Origin of the sequence: Kordia sp. (assembly GCF_022447245.1) — a bacterium.
GTDB lineage: Bacteria > Bacteroidota > Bacteroidia > Flavobacteriales > Flavobacteriaceae > Kordia.
Map to the genome: position 1 here is coordinate 76,812 of NZ_JAKVBC010000001.1, position 17,897 is coordinate 94,708.

At 33.9% G+C, this 17,897-nt stretch carries 18 protein-coding genes; 12 read left to right on the plus strand and 6 right to left on the minus strand.

The features are described from left to right. The first annotated feature begins 7 nt into the window (after nucleotides 1-7). Nucleotides 8-2,098, plus strand: coding sequence for a pitrilysin family protein (locus MK119_RS00410; protein ID WP_290669372.1), 2,091 nt, complete (start codon nucleotides 8-10; stop codon nucleotides 2,096-2,098). 36 nt (nucleotides 2,099-2,134) lie between these two features. On the opposite strand, the gene MK119_RS00415 is transcribed toward MK119_RS00410, so the two are convergent. After that, a complete protein-coding gene (locus MK119_RS00415; RefSeq protein WP_290669375.1) occupies nucleotides 2,135-3,013 on the minus strand; it encodes a DMT family transporter in 879 nt (292 codons plus the stop codon). A gap of 134 nt (nucleotides 3,014-3,147) precedes the next feature. Between MK119_RS00415 and MK119_RS00420 the strand changes: the two genes are divergently transcribed. From MK119_RS00420 to MK119_RS00445, 6 genes are all read left to right on the plus strand, one after another. After that, nucleotides 3,148-3,534 (plus strand): heavy metal-associated domain-containing protein, encoded by a 387-nt coding sequence (locus tag MK119_RS00420; RefSeq protein WP_290669378.1) that lies wholly within the window; start codon nucleotides 3,148-3,150, stop codon nucleotides 3,532-3,534. Nucleotides 3,535-3,665: 131 nt separating this feature from the next. Then, nucleotides 3,666-4,040, plus strand: a complete 375-nt coding sequence (locus tag MK119_RS00425) for a hypothetical protein (protein WP_290669381.1) — start codon at nucleotides 3,666-3,668, stop codon at nucleotides 4,038-4,040. Between the two features lie 142 nt (nucleotides 4,041-4,182). Continuing rightward, nucleotides 4,183-5,205 carry a transporter gene (locus MK119_RS00430; protein ID WP_290669384.1) on the plus strand — a complete coding sequence of 341 codons (1,023 nt, stop codon included), beginning with the start codon at nucleotides 4,183-4,185 and terminating at the stop codon, nucleotides 5,203-5,205. Nucleotides 5,206-5,254: 49 nt separating this feature from the next. Continuing rightward, the gene (locus MK119_RS00435; RefSeq protein ID WP_290669387.1) at nucleotides 5,255-5,635 is read left to right on the plus strand and encodes a hypothetical protein; all 381 of its coding nucleotides are present in this window, start codon (nucleotides 5,255-5,257) and stop codon (nucleotides 5,633-5,635) included. A gap of 142 nt (nucleotides 5,636-5,777) precedes the next feature. Then, complete coding sequence (locus tag MK119_RS00440; RefSeq protein ID WP_290669390.1) at nucleotides 5,778-8,138, plus strand: TonB-dependent receptor; 2,361 nt, start codon at nucleotides 5,778-5,780, stop codon at nucleotides 8,136-8,138. A gap of 3 nt (nucleotides 8,139-8,141) precedes the next feature. Further along, the gene (locus MK119_RS00445) at nucleotides 8,142-9,380 is read left to right on the plus strand and encodes a PepSY domain-containing protein (protein WP_290669393.1); all 1,239 of its coding nucleotides are present in this window, start codon (nucleotides 8,142-8,144) and stop codon (nucleotides 9,378-9,380) included. Between the two features lie 166 nt (nucleotides 9,381-9,546). Here the strand turns inward: MK119_RS00445 and gldD are convergent, their stop codons facing one another. Genes gldD through mutY form a run of 4 tightly spaced genes read right to left on the minus strand, consistent with a single transcriptional unit; the run spans nucleotide 9,547 to nucleotide 13,006 of the window. Continuing rightward, nucleotides 9,547-10,110 (minus strand): gliding motility lipoprotein GldD, encoded by a 564-nt coding sequence (gldD, locus tag MK119_RS00450; RefSeq protein ID WP_290669396.1) that lies wholly within the window; start codon nucleotides 10,108-10,110, stop codon nucleotides 9,547-9,549. After that, entirely contained in the window at nucleotides 10,107-11,411 is a 1,305-nt protein-coding gene (locus MK119_RS00455; protein WP_290669399.1) for a gliding motility-associated protein GldE, read from the minus strand. The genes gldD and MK119_RS00455 overlap by 4 nt, the downstream gene beginning before the upstream one ends. Before the next feature lie 26 nt (nucleotides 11,412-11,437). Further along, on the minus strand, nucleotides 11,438-11,926 hold the full coding sequence (ssb, locus tag MK119_RS00460) for a single-stranded DNA-binding protein (RefSeq protein ID WP_290669402.1): 489 nt from the start codon (nucleotides 11,924-11,926) through the stop codon (nucleotides 11,438-11,440). 42 nt (nucleotides 11,927-11,968) lie between these two features. Beyond that, the gene (gene mutY, locus MK119_RS00465; RefSeq protein ID WP_290669911.1) at nucleotides 11,969-13,006 is read right to left on the minus strand and encodes an A/G-specific adenine glycosylase; all 1,038 of its coding nucleotides are present in this window, start codon (nucleotides 13,004-13,006) and stop codon (nucleotides 11,969-11,971) included. 132 nt (nucleotides 13,007-13,138) lie between these two features. On the opposite strand from mutY, the gene MK119_RS00470 reads away from it, so the two are divergent. Next, a complete protein-coding gene (locus MK119_RS00470) occupies nucleotides 13,139-13,429 on the plus strand; it encodes an HU family DNA-binding protein (protein ID WP_108115657.1) in 291 nt (96 codons plus the stop codon). A 321-nt stretch (nucleotides 13,430-13,750) separates the two neighbouring features. Continuing rightward, complete coding sequence (locus MK119_RS00475; RefSeq protein ID WP_290669408.1) at nucleotides 13,751-15,298, plus strand: ribonuclease E/G; 1,548 nt, start codon at nucleotides 13,751-13,753, stop codon at nucleotides 15,296-15,298. On the opposite strand, the gene MK119_RS00480 is transcribed toward MK119_RS00475, so the two are convergent. Then, a complete protein-coding gene (locus tag MK119_RS00480; RefSeq protein ID WP_290669410.1) occupies nucleotides 15,295-15,543 on the minus strand; it encodes a hypothetical protein in 249 nt (82 codons plus the stop codon). The two genes, MK119_RS00475 and MK119_RS00480, sit on opposite strands and share 4 nt — an antisense overlap. 167 nt (nucleotides 15,544-15,710) lie before the next feature. Between MK119_RS00480 and MK119_RS00485 the strand changes: the two genes are divergently transcribed. The 3 genes from MK119_RS00485 (at nucleotide 15,711) to MK119_RS00495 (ending at nucleotide 17,897) form a co-directional block, all read left to right on the plus strand. Then, nucleotides 15,711-16,025, plus strand: coding sequence for an alpha/beta hydrolase (locus MK119_RS00485; protein ID WP_290669412.1), 315 nt, complete (start codon nucleotides 15,711-15,713; stop codon nucleotides 16,023-16,025). Between the two features lie 196 nt (nucleotides 16,026-16,221). Further along, nucleotides 16,222-17,085: a tetratricopeptide repeat protein gene (locus tag MK119_RS00490; RefSeq protein WP_290669415.1), complete on the plus strand. Its 864-nt coding sequence runs from the start codon at nucleotides 16,222-16,224 to the stop codon at nucleotides 17,083-17,085. A 32-nt stretch (nucleotides 17,086-17,117) separates the two neighbouring features. Further along, on the plus strand, nucleotides 17,118-17,897 hold the full coding sequence (locus MK119_RS00495; RefSeq protein ID WP_290669418.1) for an ATP-grasp domain-containing protein: 780 nt from the start codon (nucleotides 17,118-17,120) through the stop codon (nucleotides 17,895-17,897).

Sequence of the window (17,897 nt, forward strand, 5' to 3'; positions counted from 1 at the left end):
TAGACTTATGAAAACAAAAATATATTCACTTCTTGTATTGTTACTTGCTACGCTAACAATGCAAGCTCAAATAGATAGATCTGTACAACCAAAACCAGGTCCTGCTCCAAAAATTAACATTGGAAAACCCACAACTTTTACGCTGAAGAATGGCTTAACAGTAATGATTGTTGAAAATAACAAATTACCTCGTGTTTCTGCAACACTCCGAATTGATAATCCTTTAATCGTTGAAGGCAAAAAGGCCGGTGTTAGTGGCTTATTGAGCTCTTTGTTAGGAAATGGATCGACTACAATTTCAAAAGACGATTTTAATGAAGAAGTGGATTATTTAGGAGCTTCTTTGAATTTTGGTTCTCAAAGTGCTTTTGCCAATTCACTTTCAAAATACTTCCCAAGAATTATGGAATTAATGGCTGATGCTGCACTACATCCAAATTTTACTCAAGAAGATTTAGATAGCGAAAGAGCCAAAGTTCTGGAAAACTTAAAATCTGAAAAGAAAGATGTAAAAGCAATTGCTAGAAGGGTAGAATCTGTACTAGCATACGGTGCTAATCATCCTTATGGAGAGTTTACAACTGAAGAATCTGTAAAAAGTGTAACACTTGATGATGTAAAAACTTTTTACGAAAAATATTTCAAACCCAATAATGCATTCCTAGTGATTATTGGTGATGTAAAAGCTAGAAAAGCTAAGAAATTGGTTAAAAAACTGTTCAATGACTGGGATAATGAAGCAATTACAGCAGACACATATGATACGGCAAAAAATCCAACTTCCACAGAAGTTAACTTTATCAATATGGAAAATGCCGTACAATCAGAAATTAGCGTACAGAATACTGTAAACTTGACAATGAAGGATCCAGATTACTTTCCTGTATTAATTGCAAATAACATCTTAGGTGGTGGTGGAGATGCTCGTTTATTCAACAATCTGCGTGAAGATAAAAAGTTTACTTACGGTTCGTACTCAAGTATTGGAAATAACAGAAAAACAACCTCTCGTTTTAGAGCCTCTGCAAGTGTTCGAAATGAAGTTACGGACAGTGCTGTAGTTGAAATTTTGAAAGAAATAAAAAAAATTACCACGGAATTAGTTTCAGATGAAGAACTCAATAAAGTTAAGGCTAAATATGTTGGGCGGTTTGTAACAGGAGTTGAACGACCATCAACTATTGCAAATTACGCATTAAACATTATTACTGAAGATTTACCAAAAGATTTTTACGAAACCTATTTAGAAAGAATTGAAGCGGTAACCAAAGAAGATGTATTAAGAGCTGCCAAAAAATACTTCCTGAGAGAAAATCTTAGAATTATTGTTACTGGAAAAGGAAGTGAAGTAGCAGATCGTTTAGAAAATATGATGTTTGAAGGAAAAAAAATTCCTGCAAAATATTATGACCAATTCGGTGAGCCAACGAAAAAACCAGAATTCAAAAAGCCAATTCCTGCTGGTGTAACTGCGCAATCAGTAATTGACAATTATATCAAAGCGATTGGTGGAAAAGATAAATTGATGAGTGTTTCGTCAATTGTTCAAGAAATGGGAACTTCTTTCCAAGGAATGGACATGTCAATGAACATGAAGCAAAAAAGTCCAAACATGCTTGCTGTTGATATGAGCATTGCAGGAATGGGATCTGTATTTAAGCAAGCTTTTGATAGTGAAAACGGATACATGGAGCAACAAGGTCAAAAAATGGACATGCCTAAAGAAATGTTAGACGGATTAAAAGCTAAAAAAGGATTATTCCCTGAATTATTCTATAGCGATAGTAAACTTACATTAAAAGGCATTGAATCTGTTGAAGGAAAAGATGCATATATTGTTGAAGTAGAAGATTCAAAAGGAGAGAAAATAATAAACTATTATGATGTGGCTTCTGGTCTGAAAGTTAAAAAAGTTGAAACTGCTAAAGGTCCAAGAGGACAAAAAGTTGTTCAAGAAACTAGCTACGGAGACTATCAAGATATTGACGGTGTTAAATTCCCTTATAAAATGGTTTTACCTATGATGGGACAAAAAGTAGAGTTTACTACAGTAAATGCTAAAATAAACGCACCATTAACGAAGAAAGATTTTCAATAGATAAAATCAACATAATATCAAGAAGCCGGAAGTAGATTACTTTCGGCTTTTTTTATTCACCAAATACACACCGAATAAAATAATAATTCCTCCCAAAATCTGATATACACTTAGCTTTTCACCTGCAAAAACACCCCAAAATATAGCAACAATAGGCATCGTATATGTAACGGAAGAAGCAAATACGGGACTAGAAATTTGAACTAATCTGCTGTAAATAACTTTTGCAATGGCAGTTCCAAAAAAGGATGAAATCACAACATAGCTCAACGCTTCTTGCATTTCTTCATTCGCTAAAATTTGATTAAAAAACCCTGTAGAAATTAAAATCACCAAAGCAGGAATTATAATAATTATAAAGTTTCCTGTTACAATCGCCAAAGCATTGACATCATTCAAATACTTTTTGATCATATTCACATTCAAACCGTAACCAATGGTTGCCATTACTATAAAAACGCTGTACCAATAATTTTGACTTTCATGAAAATTAGCACCTGCAATAATCAACACCAATGCGCCAACCAAACCTATTAGCACTCCTAAAATTTGTTTTTTGGAAACTGTAACACCAAACAACAACATTCCAAAAACAAGGGTGTTTAATGGCGTAAGCGAGTTTAACATACTTGCTACAGCACTATCTAGTTGTTCTTGTGCCAATGCAAATAAAAATACTGGGAATAATGAACCCGCCATCGCAGTCCAAAAAATCCATTTCCACTGTGATTTTTTAATAAGTTTTATCGTATTCAATCCTACAGAAAAGAGAAAAAAAGCAGTCACAGTAATACGCAACGCTCCTACTTGTACAAAACTCAAACCTTTCATGGCTTGATCAATTAGAATAAAAGAGCTTCCCCAAATTAATGACAATAAGGCAAGATAAATCCACTTTAATTTTGCGTCATCCATAAATGTATTTCATTAGACTCTGCAAAAGTCCAACAATTATTTCGAATATTTCATTCATATTTGTTTAATTTTGCAATGCTTGAATAAGCAAAAATTATACAGACTGTATGTTGAGTTATAAAATAAAAGTAAAGATGAAAAAAATACTATTTATATGTGTAATGACATTGGCTATTGTAAGTTGCAAAGACAACACAACACCTAAAACAATTTCAGTTGATACACAAACAAAAACTGTAACTAAAGAAACTAGTAAAGAAGACCTAGCTGCAAACTACAACAAAGCAGAATTTAAAATTGATGGTATGACATGTGCTGTTGGTTGTGCCAAGCGTATTGAAAGTAAATTAGCTGCTATGGAAGGTGTAAAATCTGCTACAGTAGATTTTGAACAGAAGTTAGCAAAAGTGGAATACAACGATGCTAAAGTAGATTTTGAAGCACTAACCAATCAAGTTGCAAAAGTGCCTGGAGAATACAAAGTATCTGATATGAAAAATGTAGAAGCTTTTACAAAATAAGACCATTTTATAAAAGCATAACTACATAGCAAATAACAAACGTTAAAGTCGTCAATTATTGGCGACTTTTTTTATGATTTTTGTTTGATCTTGAAGTTCCCTAAACTACCTTTGTATTCATTATTCTACTCGTGAAAACTATTTGGGCACATATCTTTATTTTACTATACGTAACTGCCATGCTACGCCCTGTAATGCCTTTAGTAAACTACATAATCAATCAAAATTATATTGCTGATTTTTTGTGTATCAATAAAGACAAACCTGAACTGGAATGTAACGGAAAATGTTACTTGGCAGACCAACTCAAAAAAGCTGCTGAAGAAAAGGAAAAAAATCTTCCTGCCATTGCTATGGAAGAATATCCAATCGGAATTATAATATTTACTTCATTTCAAGCTACTGAAATAGCTGAAACACACAAAGAAACAAATTTTCAATACCAAAACAGTTACACATTTTCGTATTTGAACTCCGTTTTTCATCCACCAACTTTCAATTCATAAACATACATGCTTTATGCTTTTTCTTAGATGGCTTTACACGATCTAAAAGCACTTATTATGAATTAAAATCAAAAACAATTTTGTTGCACATTTTAATACAATACTCTCGTGTGCAGCAATTTTACACTTAATTAATATACAGATGAAAAATATGATATCTGCTATTCTATTGATAGCAGCAACCTTCACATACGCACAAAAAACAGAAGACTCAACTACAAAATGGACAGGAAGCAGACCTGACGGACATGCACCAATCTCAGTAATGGGAGATCACACGCATGGGAAAGGCGAAATCATGTTCAGCTACCGTTACATGTACATGAACATGGAAGACCTAAATCGCAGTAGTGAAAATACGCCTTTTTCAGATGCTTTATCCCAATACATGGTAACACCGATAAAAATGCCAATGCAAATGCACATGTTAGGCGCTATGTATGCTCCTAGCGACAAAGTAACTTTAGTAGTGATGGCAAATTACTTAACTAGTGAAATGGATCACATAACACGCATGGGTAGAACATTCACTACAGAAACTTCTGGATTTGGAGATACAAAAGTGACTGCGTTGTACAAATTCTTCAACAAAGATAGACAGCAATTGCACGCACAAATTGGAGTTTCATTACCAACAGGAAGCATTGACGAACAAGATGTAACACCAGCTTCTGCGCCAAATGAAGTGATTTTACCATATCCAATGCAAATTGGTAGCGGAACGTTTGATGGAGAATTGGCATTAACCTATTTAAAGCAATGGAACAAATTCTCTTTTGGAACACAAGCAAGAACCACATTGCGTTTTGGAAAAAATGACAATGATTATCGTTTAGGAAATCGTTACAGCTTGAACAATTGGGCAGCATTTAAAGCTACAGAATGGTTAAGTTTTTCCGGAAGAGTAGAAGTTGTTGCTATCGATAAAATTGAAGGTGCAAATTCGGTATTGAATCCTATGATGGTGATTACAGCTGACACACAAAACTCAGGAATGACTTATGCAAATGCTGGACTTGGCTTCAATTTGTACGCGTTTAAAGGTTCCTTGAAAAATCTACGTTTCGGGTTTGAAGCTGCATTGCCGATCTTCCAAAACATGAACGGAATTCAATTGCGAAACAAAGAAACACTAACATTCGGGTTACAATATGCATTCAAATAGTATTGGACAAACTTCATAATCCACAATAACATTTATATACCATTTTCTCTTGAGAAATAGTTGGGCACATATCTTTATTATTTTATACATCACAGCAATGTTACGCCCAGTGATGCCACTAGCCTATTATGTAATTAATCAAGATTACATAGCTGATTTTTTGTGTATTAATAAAGATAAACCTGAATTGGAATGTAATGGTAAATGCTACTTAGCAGAACAGCTAAAAAAAGCTTCTGAAGAGAAAGAAAAAAATCTACCTGCCATTCAGATGGAAGAATATCCTATTGGCTCTATTGATTTTAGTTTTTTCCTTTCAGAGAAACCGTATATAAAATCTACCACAAACAATATAGGATACTGCAATCACTACAAATTCGCGTATTTAAGTCGTGTATTTCATCCTCCAAGTATTTTTCATCTAACATAACAAATTGCATCGCTTTCCCTAGAGCGATGTGGCACGCCTAGCAATAGAAAACAAGCTAGGTGTGCCTTCCCTATGTTTAATATTGAAGTCAACAATCTGTATACAACACAAAGATTGCTTAGACTTCTACGACTATAATTCGATGAAAAATATATTTTTTAGTGTTCTACTCGGAATTCTATTCACTTGCAATGCATTTGCACAAACCACATATCAAGGAAACATTACAGACATAGATAAAAAACCAATCTTTGGCGCTACAATAGTATCTGTAAAAAATGCTGAAAAAGGCAGCATGAGTGACGAGAACGGAAACTTCTCTATTACATTGAATGACACAAACACTGTTTATATTTCTATGATGGGATTTGCACGTCAAAAAGTAACTTTAGACGCTTCAAAAACTACACAAATTGTATTAGTAGAAAGTTTTGAAAGTTTAGACAATGTTATAATTTCCGCCAGTCGCGAGCAACAAAAAAGAGCTGAAGTTCCTGCTTCTGTTTCTGTGCTTACAGTAGAAAAAATACAAGAACGAAAAGCTTTTGGTATTGATCAACTGGTCAATCAAGTTCCTGGTGTGTTCCTTTCTACCTCAACAGCTGCAAGTAACGAGCAACATTTTATGGCAACCAGAACACCAATTTCTACAAAATCACTTTTTTTATATTTAGAAGACGGATTGCCAATTCGACCTGTAGCAGTATTTAATCACAATGCATTATTAGAAATGAACAACACTTCCTTTGGACGTGTAGAAGTATTAAAAGGTCCTGCTTCTAGTATTTACGGAAGTGAATCTGTAGGCGGAAGTTTTAACTTCCTAACCAAAAATCCAACGAAAGAACTTTCTGGAAGTGTCGGATTTCAAATCAATGATCTAGGCTTAACACACTATGAATTGGAAATATCCAACTCACCAAATGAAAACTTTGGTTTCTATTTAGGAACACATTATGTACAACGAAAAAAAGGTCCTGTAGGACATTCTGACTATGAAAAATTTGCATTGACATTTAAAACTGTAAATGACATCTCAGACCGTTTTCAATGGATCAATGCATTGACGTTGGTAGATTATCGCTCTGACATGACAGGTTCGCTATCTGAAAGAAACTATTCCGCAGGAAATTACGAAAGCAATCAAACATTTACAGAACGTGATGCCTTAGCGTTTCGTTTTAGAAGTACATTTGAAGCTTTATGGAATGTAAAGCAAAAAACAACATTCAACCTGATTTTTAGAAATAATCAAATGGATCAAAATCCTTCGTACAGAGTGCGTCAATTTCGCCAACAAGGTCAATTGACTGGTTTTGGTTCGGGAGAAGTAAACAGTAACAAATTCAAAAGTTATGTAGGTTTAATTCAACATAAAATCGATTTCAACTTTGCCGCTTCTTCTTTAATTGCCGGAATTACCGCTGATTTTTCACCTCAGAAATACATTGGACAAACTACGAATGTCATTGTAAATCCTGAAACAGGTCTAAACACAAGTTTTACTATAAATTCAAATGATTTTATACTTAATTACGAAGCTGATATTTTTAACTATGCTGGATATCTACAATATGAAATCTCTCCTTTAGACAAGTTAAAAATAACTGCTGCTATTCGTTTTGATAAATTCCTATATGACTACGATAATAAAATAGAAAATACTGCTGGTGTTCAAGATACTGAAGTAGATTACGACAATATCTCTCCAAAATTAGGTGTGAATTATAACTTTTCAAACACACTTGGAATCTATGCGAATTATGCTAACGGATTTACACCTCCGCAAACGTCAACACTGTTCAGAAAAAGCAGAAATAACGATGCTGGTGGAACTATTTTTGACTTGAATCCAGCCATTTACAACAACTATGAAGTTGGTGGATACTTTGCTATTCCAAACACCTTGCAAGTTGATCTTGCTTTGTACCAACTTGATGGAAAAGATCAATTAATTTCTTTACGTGATGATGAAGGAAACTTTATTCAGAGAAATTCTGGAGAAACGCGTTCACGTGGAATTGAATTAGGACTTACCTATACGCCTTATGGCTTTTTAGAATTAAATGCTAGTGGAAGTTATACTACACATGAATACATCTCTTTTTTTGACAACGGAATTGATTATTCTGGGACAGACATGCAAACTGCGCCTAACCTTTTAGCAAATACAACATTAGCATACAAACCTTTTAAAAACTTCAGAGTAGCAGTAAACTATGAACACGTTGGTGATTATAATACAAGTTTTGAAGGACAAGCCGTAATTGGTGAAGCAGCAAATGGCGATGATATTTTAGGAACAACAACTTATGGAGGACATCATATTTTTAATGCACAACTAAGCTATCGCTATCAAAATATTGAAGTTTGGGGACACGCATTGAATCTTTTTGACAAACTGTATTCCGTTCGTGCTTCATACAATCGTTTCCGCGGAGAGAATTCGTATACCATTGGAAATCCAAGAGCATTTCACTTTGGAATTTCATATTCGTTTTAAGAGATGAAAAACGCAAAATTAAATGCTTGGTTATGGAAGTGGCACTTTATTGCAGGAATCATTTCGCTGCCTCTTATCGTGCTACTTTCCATTACTGGCGGAATATATCTGTTCAATGCAGATTATGAACAAAAAACAAAAACTTCACTTCAAAAAGTTGAAGTCGCTGAAAACAGAATAAGTTTTCAAGAACAATTGGAACTGATTACTCAAGAAGTTGGAAAAAAACCAGCAAGTATAACTATTCCAATAGGTAAAAATGAAGCAACCGAGTTTGTATACGGTCGTTTTGGAAAAAAGAAAAGCTTCTTTGTTGATCCATACAAAGCAACTGTTGTAGGAAAATATGCTGCAAAAGACACCAATATGTACAAGGTTCGAAAATTACATGGAGAACTTTTAGGTGGAAGTTTTGGGACAAAAATCGTGGAATTGATTGCAAGTTGGATGGTTGTTTTAATTCTAACAGGAATCTTTATTTGGTGGCCAATTCGAAAGTGGAGCCTAAGAGGTTTGTTTACCTACCGAACAAAACTTGGCAAACGCACTTTCTTTAGAGACTTGCATGCTGTTACTGGATTTTGGATCTCTATTTTATTAGTATTAGTATTAGCTAGTGCATTTCCTTGGACAGATGTTGTAGGTAATAATTTTAAATGGCTGCAAAAAGTTACCAATACAGGATACCCAGAAACTTGGACTGGACGCAAATTGCAATCTAACATTGCAGAAAAACCTATTTCTTTGGATGAAATGATTGTTAAAGCAAAAACTCTACGACTCAAAGGAGTCGTTTCTATTGGCATTCCAAAAACTCCCGAAAGTACGTTTAGTGTTTCAAATAAAACTATATATTTAGATGCACAAAAAAAATATCATTTTGATCAATATTCAGGAAAGTTAATTGTGAAAAATAATTGGAAAGATGTCGGAATTCTGATGCGTGGACGGATGTGGCTCATGGCATTTCACCAAGGTGAATTTGGTGCTTGGAATTGGTGGTTGATGTATGGATTGGCCATCATTCTAACTATCATGAGTGTTTCAGCAATTATTTCATACCTATTACGAAAACGAAGAGATTCATGGGGAATTCCGAAAGTTCCTGCAAAATTTAAAGTTGGAAAAGGAATTGTAATTCTCATCATACTATTAGGAATTCTATTTCCTTTGTTTGGCGCAAGTATTATATTGATTTATCTCTATGAGAAGATTAAAGCTCTGCAAAAGTCATTGACTTAAAAATAAGAATCCTCAATTGTAATGATTGGGGATTTTTTTAATGTAATAACAAAACGTGGGTTTCCATCTACATCTTAATTGCGCTCGATGTGACACATAGAAATGATAAAAATATTAACAATTCAAAAGCGTTTGCACTGAGCTTTTCGAAGTGAAATAAGCGTGTCTAATGTTTCCACTCCAAAGATTCTACCAGCTTACGAATGTCTTTTTTAATATACATGACCGCTGGAAAAATAGAATCATAATTAGGTCGCGCATTAAAATATAATGAACCTGTTAAAAAGTGTTTGGTACTATCCGTTACATAAAACTGTGCTTGTGAAGCTGCATTTCCTGAAACCTCATACACCATTCCATATACACCTTGTTCCTTATTTTCATACACCGTTGGATCAATAGCATCTGCTTTTACCGCATGTTCATAAGTGAGTTTTTGCACATCTTCCAACAGTTGATTCAAGTTTCCATTTACAGGCACATACGATAAGTGTATAGTTCCATTTAAGGCAGGATATTCTAAATTGATCCAACAATTATTCTGAGGATCAATGAGAGCAAGTTCATTTTTATCAAATGCATACGGACAATCTGACTGCACTTTTGCATACTTTGGCAAAGGATATTCTAAACTTAAATAACCTTTTGGTTTTGGTAACACTTCACCTTCACAGGAAATAAAAAGAATGCTTAATACTAAAATGATGCTTGCGTAGGGTGTTATTTTCATTCTTTCAGGCTTACTTTTACTTGTTTCAATCGTTTATTGTCAATTACTTCCACAGTAAACGTATAATTACCAAAGTTTATTTTATCTCTTACTTTTGGAAAACCTCTAAAAATTTCCAACACAAAACCAGCAATCGTCTCCGACTCGCCTTTATGCGATTCAAACTCTGAATTATCTTCTAATCCGATTATTTTATAGAAATCTTTTAGGTTCGTTTTCCCTTCAAAGACGTAGTTTTTATCGTCAATTTTGGAATAGTTTACATCTTCATCATCAAACTCGTCACTAATATCACCCACAATTTCTTCAATCACATCTTCTAGTGATACCAAACCAGAAGTTCCTCCATATTCATCAACTACAATCGCCAAATGGATTTTCTTTTCTTGGAATTCACGTAATAAATCGTCTAACTTTTTATTTTCAGGAACAAAATACGCATCACGCAATAGCGGCTCCCATTCAAAGTTTTTGGTGTCTATATGAGGAATCAAATCTTTTACATATAAAATTCCTGAAATATCATCCAAACTCTCTTTATACACTGGAATTCGCGAATAGCCATTTTTTGTAATTTCACTTAAAACTGTCTCAAAGCTCATCCCTTCTTTTAAAGCAAAAACATCCATTCGTGGTTGCATTACCTGTTTAGTATCTGTATTTCCAAACGAGACAATTCCTTGTAGAATTTTCTGTTCTTCTTTGGTGGTTTCATTTTCTGAAGTCAATTCTAATGCTTGTGATAATTGATCCACTGAAAGATTCGATTTTCTTTTCCCCAACTTATTCTGAATTAATCCAGAAACAAAACTCATGGGCATACTAATCGGTGCAAATATTTTATCCAATACATTCAGTGGATATGCCATCATTGCCGAAAACTTATGTTTGTTTCTACTTGCATATACTTTCGGAAGAATTTCACCAAAAAGTAAAATCAAAAATGTAACCACGCCAATTTCAATAAACAAACGAAACCATTCTGGAGTAATTCCATCAAAAAACTTATCGCTAATAGATGCAAACAATAATACTGTTGCAATATTGATAAAATTATTAGCAACTAAAATAGTTCCTAATAATTTTCGAGGTTTCCGAAGTAATTTTGCAGCGAGTCGTAAACGTGCCGATTTAGATTCCTCAGCTTCATTGATTTCGGTTTGTGATAATGAAAATAATGCGACTTCCGCACCAGAAATTAAGGCAGAGCAAAACAACAATATACCAAAAAACACCATCTTAAAAATATCTAGTCCTTCAAGAGACGCTGTAAAGAGTAGTAAACTGGGTTCCGGATCCAAAATCAAACTGATTAATTAAACTTCGATTAAAATGGTAGATCATCGTCTTTCTCAACATGCGTAGCTTGTGGCGTATGCTGTTGTGGTTGTTGTACTTGCTGAACTGGTTGCGCAGCTTGATGATTCGTAGTTGTATTTGCAGAAGTATTGGCAGCCGCTGCATTGGATTGCGATTCTTGTTTAGTAGACAAAAATGTAAAGTCAGTCACTTGAATTTCTGTCGTATAACGCATTTGCCCATCTTCTCCTTGCCATTGTCTATTTTTCAAACGACCTTCTACATATATTTTGTCTCCTTTGCTTAGATATTTTTCACAAATTTCTGCGGCTTTGTTTCGCACTACAATATTATGCCAATCTGTGTTTACGACACGTTCGCCTGTTTGTTTATTTGTATATGAATCGTTGGTTGCTATCGGGAAACGTCCAATACAACCGCCACCTTCAAAGTAGTGCATTTTTACCTCATCTCCCAAGTGTCCTATCAACATTACTTTATTTAGTGTTCCGCTCATTGTTTAAAATTTATGTGTATAATCAAATGTACTAAAAAACCATTAAAAATTGAATTCTTCTATAAAGTTTCCAATTAGTATGGGTACTGGATATTGTCGAATTTCTTGCAAAAGTATTCCATTTTTTAAATTATCGGTCGTTTCTACAATCCAAAATGTAGTATGTAAGTGTTGATGCGATAATTTATGGACTTTTTCTTTTTTATTAAATGCCGTGATGGAGAAGTTTTCTATTTGAAGTACATCTTTTATTGCTGATTGATGCAAAGTGATATCTTTTACTGCTTTTTCTGTTTCTACCAAAGGAAATTGATACAATCCTTGCCAAATACCTTTTCCTTTTCGTTCCTCCAGAAGCGTCTCGGATTGGTTTGAAACTACTACGAGATAATTAAACCAGCGATGTTTTACCTTCGTCTTCTTCAACTTTACAGGCAACATCCCTACGCGCTGATTTTTCAATCCTTCACAACTTTCGTTTACAGGACATATAATACAGTATGGACTTTGCGGTTTGCATTGTACGGCACCAAACTCCATAATAGCCTGATTAAAATTGGCAGGATCATCTTCATCGATCACTTCAAAAGCCAATTCTTTAAACTTTTTGATACCTTCCGTACTATTAACAGGTGTATCAATATCAAAATAGCGCGACAAAACTCTATATACATTTCCATCTACTACAGGCGCAACTTCATCAAAACAGATGGAAGCTATAGCACTTGCAGTATAATCTCCTACACCTTTTAACTTCAAAAGTGCTTTATAATTATTTGGAAATTCACCATTATAATTAGTAACAATATCTTTTGCGGTAAAGTGTAGATTTCGAGCTCTCGAATAATAGCCCAATCCTTGCCATAATTTTAACACGTATGATTCTTCGGCTTTCGCTAGATCGTATACAGTAGGAAATGCTTCCGTAAACTTCTCATAATAAGGCAATCCCTGAGCTACACGGGTTTGTTGAAGCATAATTTCAGACAGCCAAATTCGGTATGGATCTTTCGTTTTTCGCCATGGTAAATCGCGTTTATTTTGCAAATACCAGTGTGTAATTTCTTTGGAAAAGTTCATCAAATCAAAATAATACACAAAAATAAATGTTTATATCGTTAAATTTTAATCAATTAGAACATAAATATTATCTAATTAATTATATATTTGCATCCCTTAATTTTATATAACGAATAAACAAAATATATTAAAATGACGAAAGCGGACATCGTAGCAAAGATTTCAGAAAAACTAGGAATGGAAAAGAGTGAAGTACAGGCAACTGTAGAAACTTTTATGGAAGAAGTAAAGAACTCTTTAGAAGGAGGAGACAATGTTTACTTAAGAGGATTCGGTAGCTTTATCATCAAAACTAGAGCTGAGAAAACAGGAAGAAACATCTCTAAGAATACAACTATTAAGATTCCTGCACACAACATTCCTGCATTCAAGCCTGCAAAAATCTTTGTTGAAGGAGTGAAAGACAACGTTAAAGTAAAGTAATTAAAAGAATACAATTTATTAATTAAAAACATAGAGCATTATGCCAAGTGGTAAGAAAAGAAAAAGACACAAGGTGGCTACGCACAAGCGTAAAAAAAGAAGAAGAGCCAACCGTCACAAGAAGAAGTAGTTTTCTATAAACTACTTCTTTGTTTTATACGTAAAACAAAACAACGTTCTTTGAAAAAAATTACATATTAAAGTAAGTACTACTGTCTTGTGCTTACATTCTTAGTATGTACATTTATTAGGTAAAAACAATACCTGTGAAAATTGTTTAATCCATCTGTACATTTTTGTATGGATAAAAATTGAATCAGAGTGAATAAAGAATTAATTATTAGATCCAATTCCTCTGAAGTTGATTTTGCCTTGCTAAAGGATGGAAAACTTATTGAATTACATAAGGAAGCAGACAATAATGATTTTGCAGTTGGAGACGTATTTCTTGCCAAAATAAGAAAACCCGTTTCAGGACTCAATGCAGCTTTTGTGAATGTAGGCTATGAAAAAGATGCCTTTTTACATTATCATGACTTAGGTCCACAACTTCTTTCCTTATTAAAATTTATAAAACGTGTAAGCACAGGTAAACTAAAAGATTATACTTTAAAAAACTTTCCGTTTGAACCTAATATTGATAAAAATGGTAGCATCATGGATGCGGTAAAAGCCAATCAATCAATATTAGTACAAATTGTGAAAGAGCCAATTTCGACCAAAGGTCCTAGAATTAGTTCGGAACTTTCTATAGCAGGACGATATATTGTACTTGTTCCCTTTTCGGAACGTGTTTCCATATCGCAAAAAATAGAAAGCAAAGACGAGAAAGACCGATTAAAACGTTTGGTACTCAGTATCAAGCCTAAAGGTTTTGGCGTTATTGTACGTACAGTAGCTGAAGGCAAAAAAGTAGCTGAATTGGACAAAGACTTACAAAATTTGTTGACTAAGTGGTCAACAATGTGTAAAAAATTGTATAAAGCAGATCATCCTTCGAAAGTATTAAGTGAAATGAACAAAGCGTCTTCTATTTTAAGAGACATATTTAATGAATCATTCACAGGAATTCAAGTCGATGATGAAGATCTTTTTTATGAAATTAAAGAATATGTGCACAAGATTGCACCAAAAAAAGAGTCTATTGTAAAATTGTACCAATCTAAAGTTCCACTCTTTGAAAAATATGGAGTAGAACGACAAATTAAAACCTCTTTTGGAAAAACAGTTTCCATGAGTAAAGGCGCTTATTTAGTAATAGAACATACCGAAGCGTTACATGTTATTGATGTAAACAGCGGAAACCGTTCCAACAAAGCCAAAACACAAGAGGACACTGCATTAGAAGTCAACCTAATTGCCGCAAAAGAAATTGCTAGGCAACTACGATTACGCGATATGGGAGGAATTATCGTAATCGACTTTATCGATATGACCAATGCAGAACACAGAAGAACTCTATTTGATCATTTGAAGGCAGAAATGAAAGATGATAGAGCGAAACATAAAATATTACCTCCAAGCAAATTTGGTTTGGTACAAATTACGCGACAACGAGTACGACCAGAAGTAAATATTAAGACACGTGAACAAAACCCTAATGGAAATGGTAGCGAAGTGGAAGCACCAATTGTTCTTGTCGATAAAATTACAACTGATCTAGAAAGAATTTTAGCCAAAAAAGAAGGCTTAAATGGAGTTACGCTCAACACACATCCGTTTATTGCGGCGTATCTCACAAAAGGATTTCCATCCATCCGTTTTAAATGGTTCCTAGAACACAAAAAATGGGTAAAAATATTACCAAGAGACGCTTACACGTATCTAGAATATCGTTTTAAAGACAAAAACGATGAAGTTTATAACTAACAAAAAGCGACCAAGTTTGGTCGCTTTTTTTGTTTGTTGTTTTTGACACAACTAAAAATAACTTCCCTCCAGTTGTTAATTAATCGAATCAATTGTGCACGAGAGGTAAGTGTCGTAATCTCAGAATTATCAGAAAGACTAATAGCCCTTCCGCTCGGAAGGTCGGTAATTTTTGCTATTTGATTTACAGAGATGACATGCACTACATCTTGCTTGTCGGTCACGGTTATAAATTTTGGCTCCATGTATGTTTGTATTCAATTCTTTATTTAACTTATTACTATTGAAATAAATCTAAGTGTTTTTTAAATTCAAAACTAGGGTGTTTTTCCTAAAAAATACTACATAGTATATCTGCCTTTTACAAGTAGCCTCTTTGTTTTTTAGTAACTTTATACAGTAAAACAATACCATGAAAAACAACAACCTACTTCTATTGCACGGCGCTTTGGGAAACAAAGTACAATTAAAAGCCCTGCAAAAACTTTTAGCAGACGATTTTAATGTGCATACACTTAACTTAGAAGGTCATGGCGGACGCGTTTCCAATGATGAGTTTGACATGGAACGATTTGCCGGGAATGTCCTTGAAAAACTTCAAACACTCGGAATTTTCAAAACAGATATTTTTGGCTATAGCATGGGCGGTTATGTTGCGTTGACTTTTGCAAAAAGACATCCAGAATTGATTGATAATATTGTAACTCTTGGCACAAATTTTAATTGAACCTTGGAAAGTGCACAACAAGAAGTCAGAATATTGAATCCAAAGAAAATTGAAGAAACTGTAGCAATACAAATTTTCACTAAAACTTTTTCTTTGCTTGTTAACTCAGTAAAAATTCGTGTTTACTCATTTATATTTTACTTGAACAAAGATTTAAACTACTTTTAAGCATAAAAGTTACCAAAACCAATCCATTATGAAGAAGATACTCACTCTTTTATGCGCTGTGTTCATTGCTACGATAAGTTTCGCGCAAAGCACACAAAAAGTATTATTCAAATTTGATAAAAATTATTTCGAAGCCGTTGACAAATGGGTTTTGTATGCGAGTGAAGAAGGAGATGCCAAATTAGGTTTAGGTTTTATTTACATAGATGAAGAAGCTGGTTTTACCTTAAATCATGAGCGTGAAATTTCTATAACTCCTAGCGGATTAAAAAACGGCAATGGTCTTAAAAATACTAACATCAAAATGAGACTTACACCAAATTCTGCAAAAGTTAGCATTTTAACTACCGAACAAATAAAAGAACTAGGTTTACCCGAACAGCCTGAATGGTTAAAAATCTACAAAAGAAATTCAGAAAAAGTGTCCTATTTAAAAAGCATAGGATATTATTACAATCATGTTGGCGCTAGTAAATTTGCCTTAGTTCCACTATTAAAAGCGTATGAAAAAGAGCCGCATTTTAATGGATTGGAGTTTGAGCTATCGTATGCATATAATGCAATTGGACAATTTAAAAAAGCCATTACGGTATTAGAAAAAGCCATTCATAACAATCCTAATAATTATTATTTCTTTCGCGAATTAGGCTTTGCCTATAAAAATTTAGACCGAGTTGAGGATGCTGAAAAGGTGTATAAAAAAGGAATTTCGATTTCAGATAACGACTTTGAAAAGAGCGAAATGGCTGTAAATATGGCACAAACTTATTTTCAACTTCGCAATAGCGCTAAGTTTGACGAATGGGCAAAATTGACACGAAAGTATGCTGAAAAAGGATCGCGTTATGCCCAATTTATTGACTATTTTGAAAGTAAGTGGGATAAAAAGTAACTTTACCCAATTAGAAATTCTCAATATATTTCATGCTTTTCTTAGTACAATCTAATATTTATTCAGATCCAGATCACAATCGTATTTTTGATGCGTTGTATGATTTGAATATTCCTTTTGAAAAAATTGAATTGAACTCAGAAACCCAAGAAATTATCGTAAAAGCGGATCGCAATGATGTTTTTGTATATGGTTCTGTAAAGCTCGCACGACTTGCTAAAGCGAATACTAATTGGTATCCAGGTTCATTCTATGGAGGAAATCATCAATATAAAATCTATTCGGAATACTATAAAGAAAATTTACTGAATTACGATGTAGAAGTGTTTCAATTTGGCGATACTAATTATTGGAAACCGAACGAGCAAAAATTTATTAAACCGTATAAAGATGCTAAGATTTTTACAGGAAAAGTATTTACCAAAACCAAATGGACTGACTTTGTTGAAAATTCACTGGAAAATCCTAAAACACCATTACTAAACGCAAAATCGTTGGTACAAGCTTCTATTCCTAAAGAAATATACAAGGAAGCACGTTTGTGGATTGTTGGCGAGCAAATTGTGGCAGCAGTGTATTACAAGTTCAATGGAGATATGGTTTTTGAAGCCGAAGTGGCGGAAGAAGGTATTGCTTTTGCCAAACAAATGATTGCCATTTATGAAGTAGCTGAAGCCTTTGTGATGGACATCTGTTTGACAAATTACGGTTGGAAAATTGTTGAAATCAACTGTATCAATAGTGCTGGTTTTTATCCAAACCTCAACGTACACAGTTTGGTAAAGGCGTTGAATATTTATTTTTCAAATTAA

What these genes read in the sequence shown, in the direction of transcription:
- MK119_RS00410 (WP_290669372.1), top strand. Translation starts at nt 8, where the DNA reads ATGAAAACAAAAATATATTCACTTCTTGTATTGTTACTTGCTACGCTA.
- MK119_RS00415 (WP_290669375.1), bottom strand. Translation starts at nt 3,013, where the DNA reads ATGGATGACGCAAAATTAAAGTGGATTTATCTTGCCTTATTGTCATTA.
- MK119_RS00420 (WP_290669378.1), top strand. Translation starts at nt 3,148, where the DNA reads ATGAAAAAAATACTATTTATATGTGTAATGACATTGGCTATTGTAAGT.
- MK119_RS00430 (WP_290669384.1), top strand. Translation starts at nt 4,183, where the DNA reads ATGAAAAATATGATATCTGCTATTCTATTGATAGCAGCAACCTTCACA.
- MK119_RS00440 (WP_290669390.1), top strand. Translation starts at nt 5,778, where the DNA reads ATGAAAAATATATTTTTTAGTGTTCTACTCGGAATTCTATTCACTTGC.
- MK119_RS00445 (WP_290669393.1), top strand. Translation starts at nt 8,142, where the DNA reads ATGAAAAACGCAAAATTAAATGCTTGGTTATGGAAGTGGCACTTTATT.
- gldD (WP_290669396.1), bottom strand. Translation starts at nt 10,110, where the DNA reads ATGAAAATAACACCCTACGCAAGCATCATTTTAGTATTAAGCATTCTT.
- ssb (WP_290669402.1), bottom strand. Translation starts at nt 11,926, where the DNA reads ATGAGCGGAACACTAAATAAAGTAATGTTGATAGGACACTTGGGAGAT.
- mutY (WP_290669911.1), bottom strand. Translation starts at nt 13,006, where the DNA reads ATGAACTTTTCCAAAGAAATTACACACTGGTATTTGCAAAATAAACGC.
- MK119_RS00470 (WP_108115657.1), top strand. Translation starts at nt 13,139, where the DNA reads ATGACGAAAGCGGACATCGTAGCAAAGATTTCAGAAAAACTAGGAATG.
- MK119_RS00480 (WP_290669410.1), bottom strand. Translation starts at nt 15,543, where the DNA reads ATGGAGCCAAAATTTATAACCGTGACCGACAAGCAAGATGTAGTGCAT.
- MK119_RS00485 (WP_290669412.1), top strand. Translation starts at nt 15,711, where the DNA reads ATGAAAAACAACAACCTACTTCTATTGCACGGCGCTTTGGGAAACAAA.
- MK119_RS00490 (WP_290669415.1), top strand. Translation starts at nt 16,222, where the DNA reads ATGAAGAAGATACTCACTCTTTTATGCGCTGTGTTCATTGCTACGATA.
- MK119_RS00495 (WP_290669418.1), top strand. Translation starts at nt 17,118, where the DNA reads ATGCTTTTCTTAGTACAATCTAATATTTATTCAGATCCAGATCACAAT.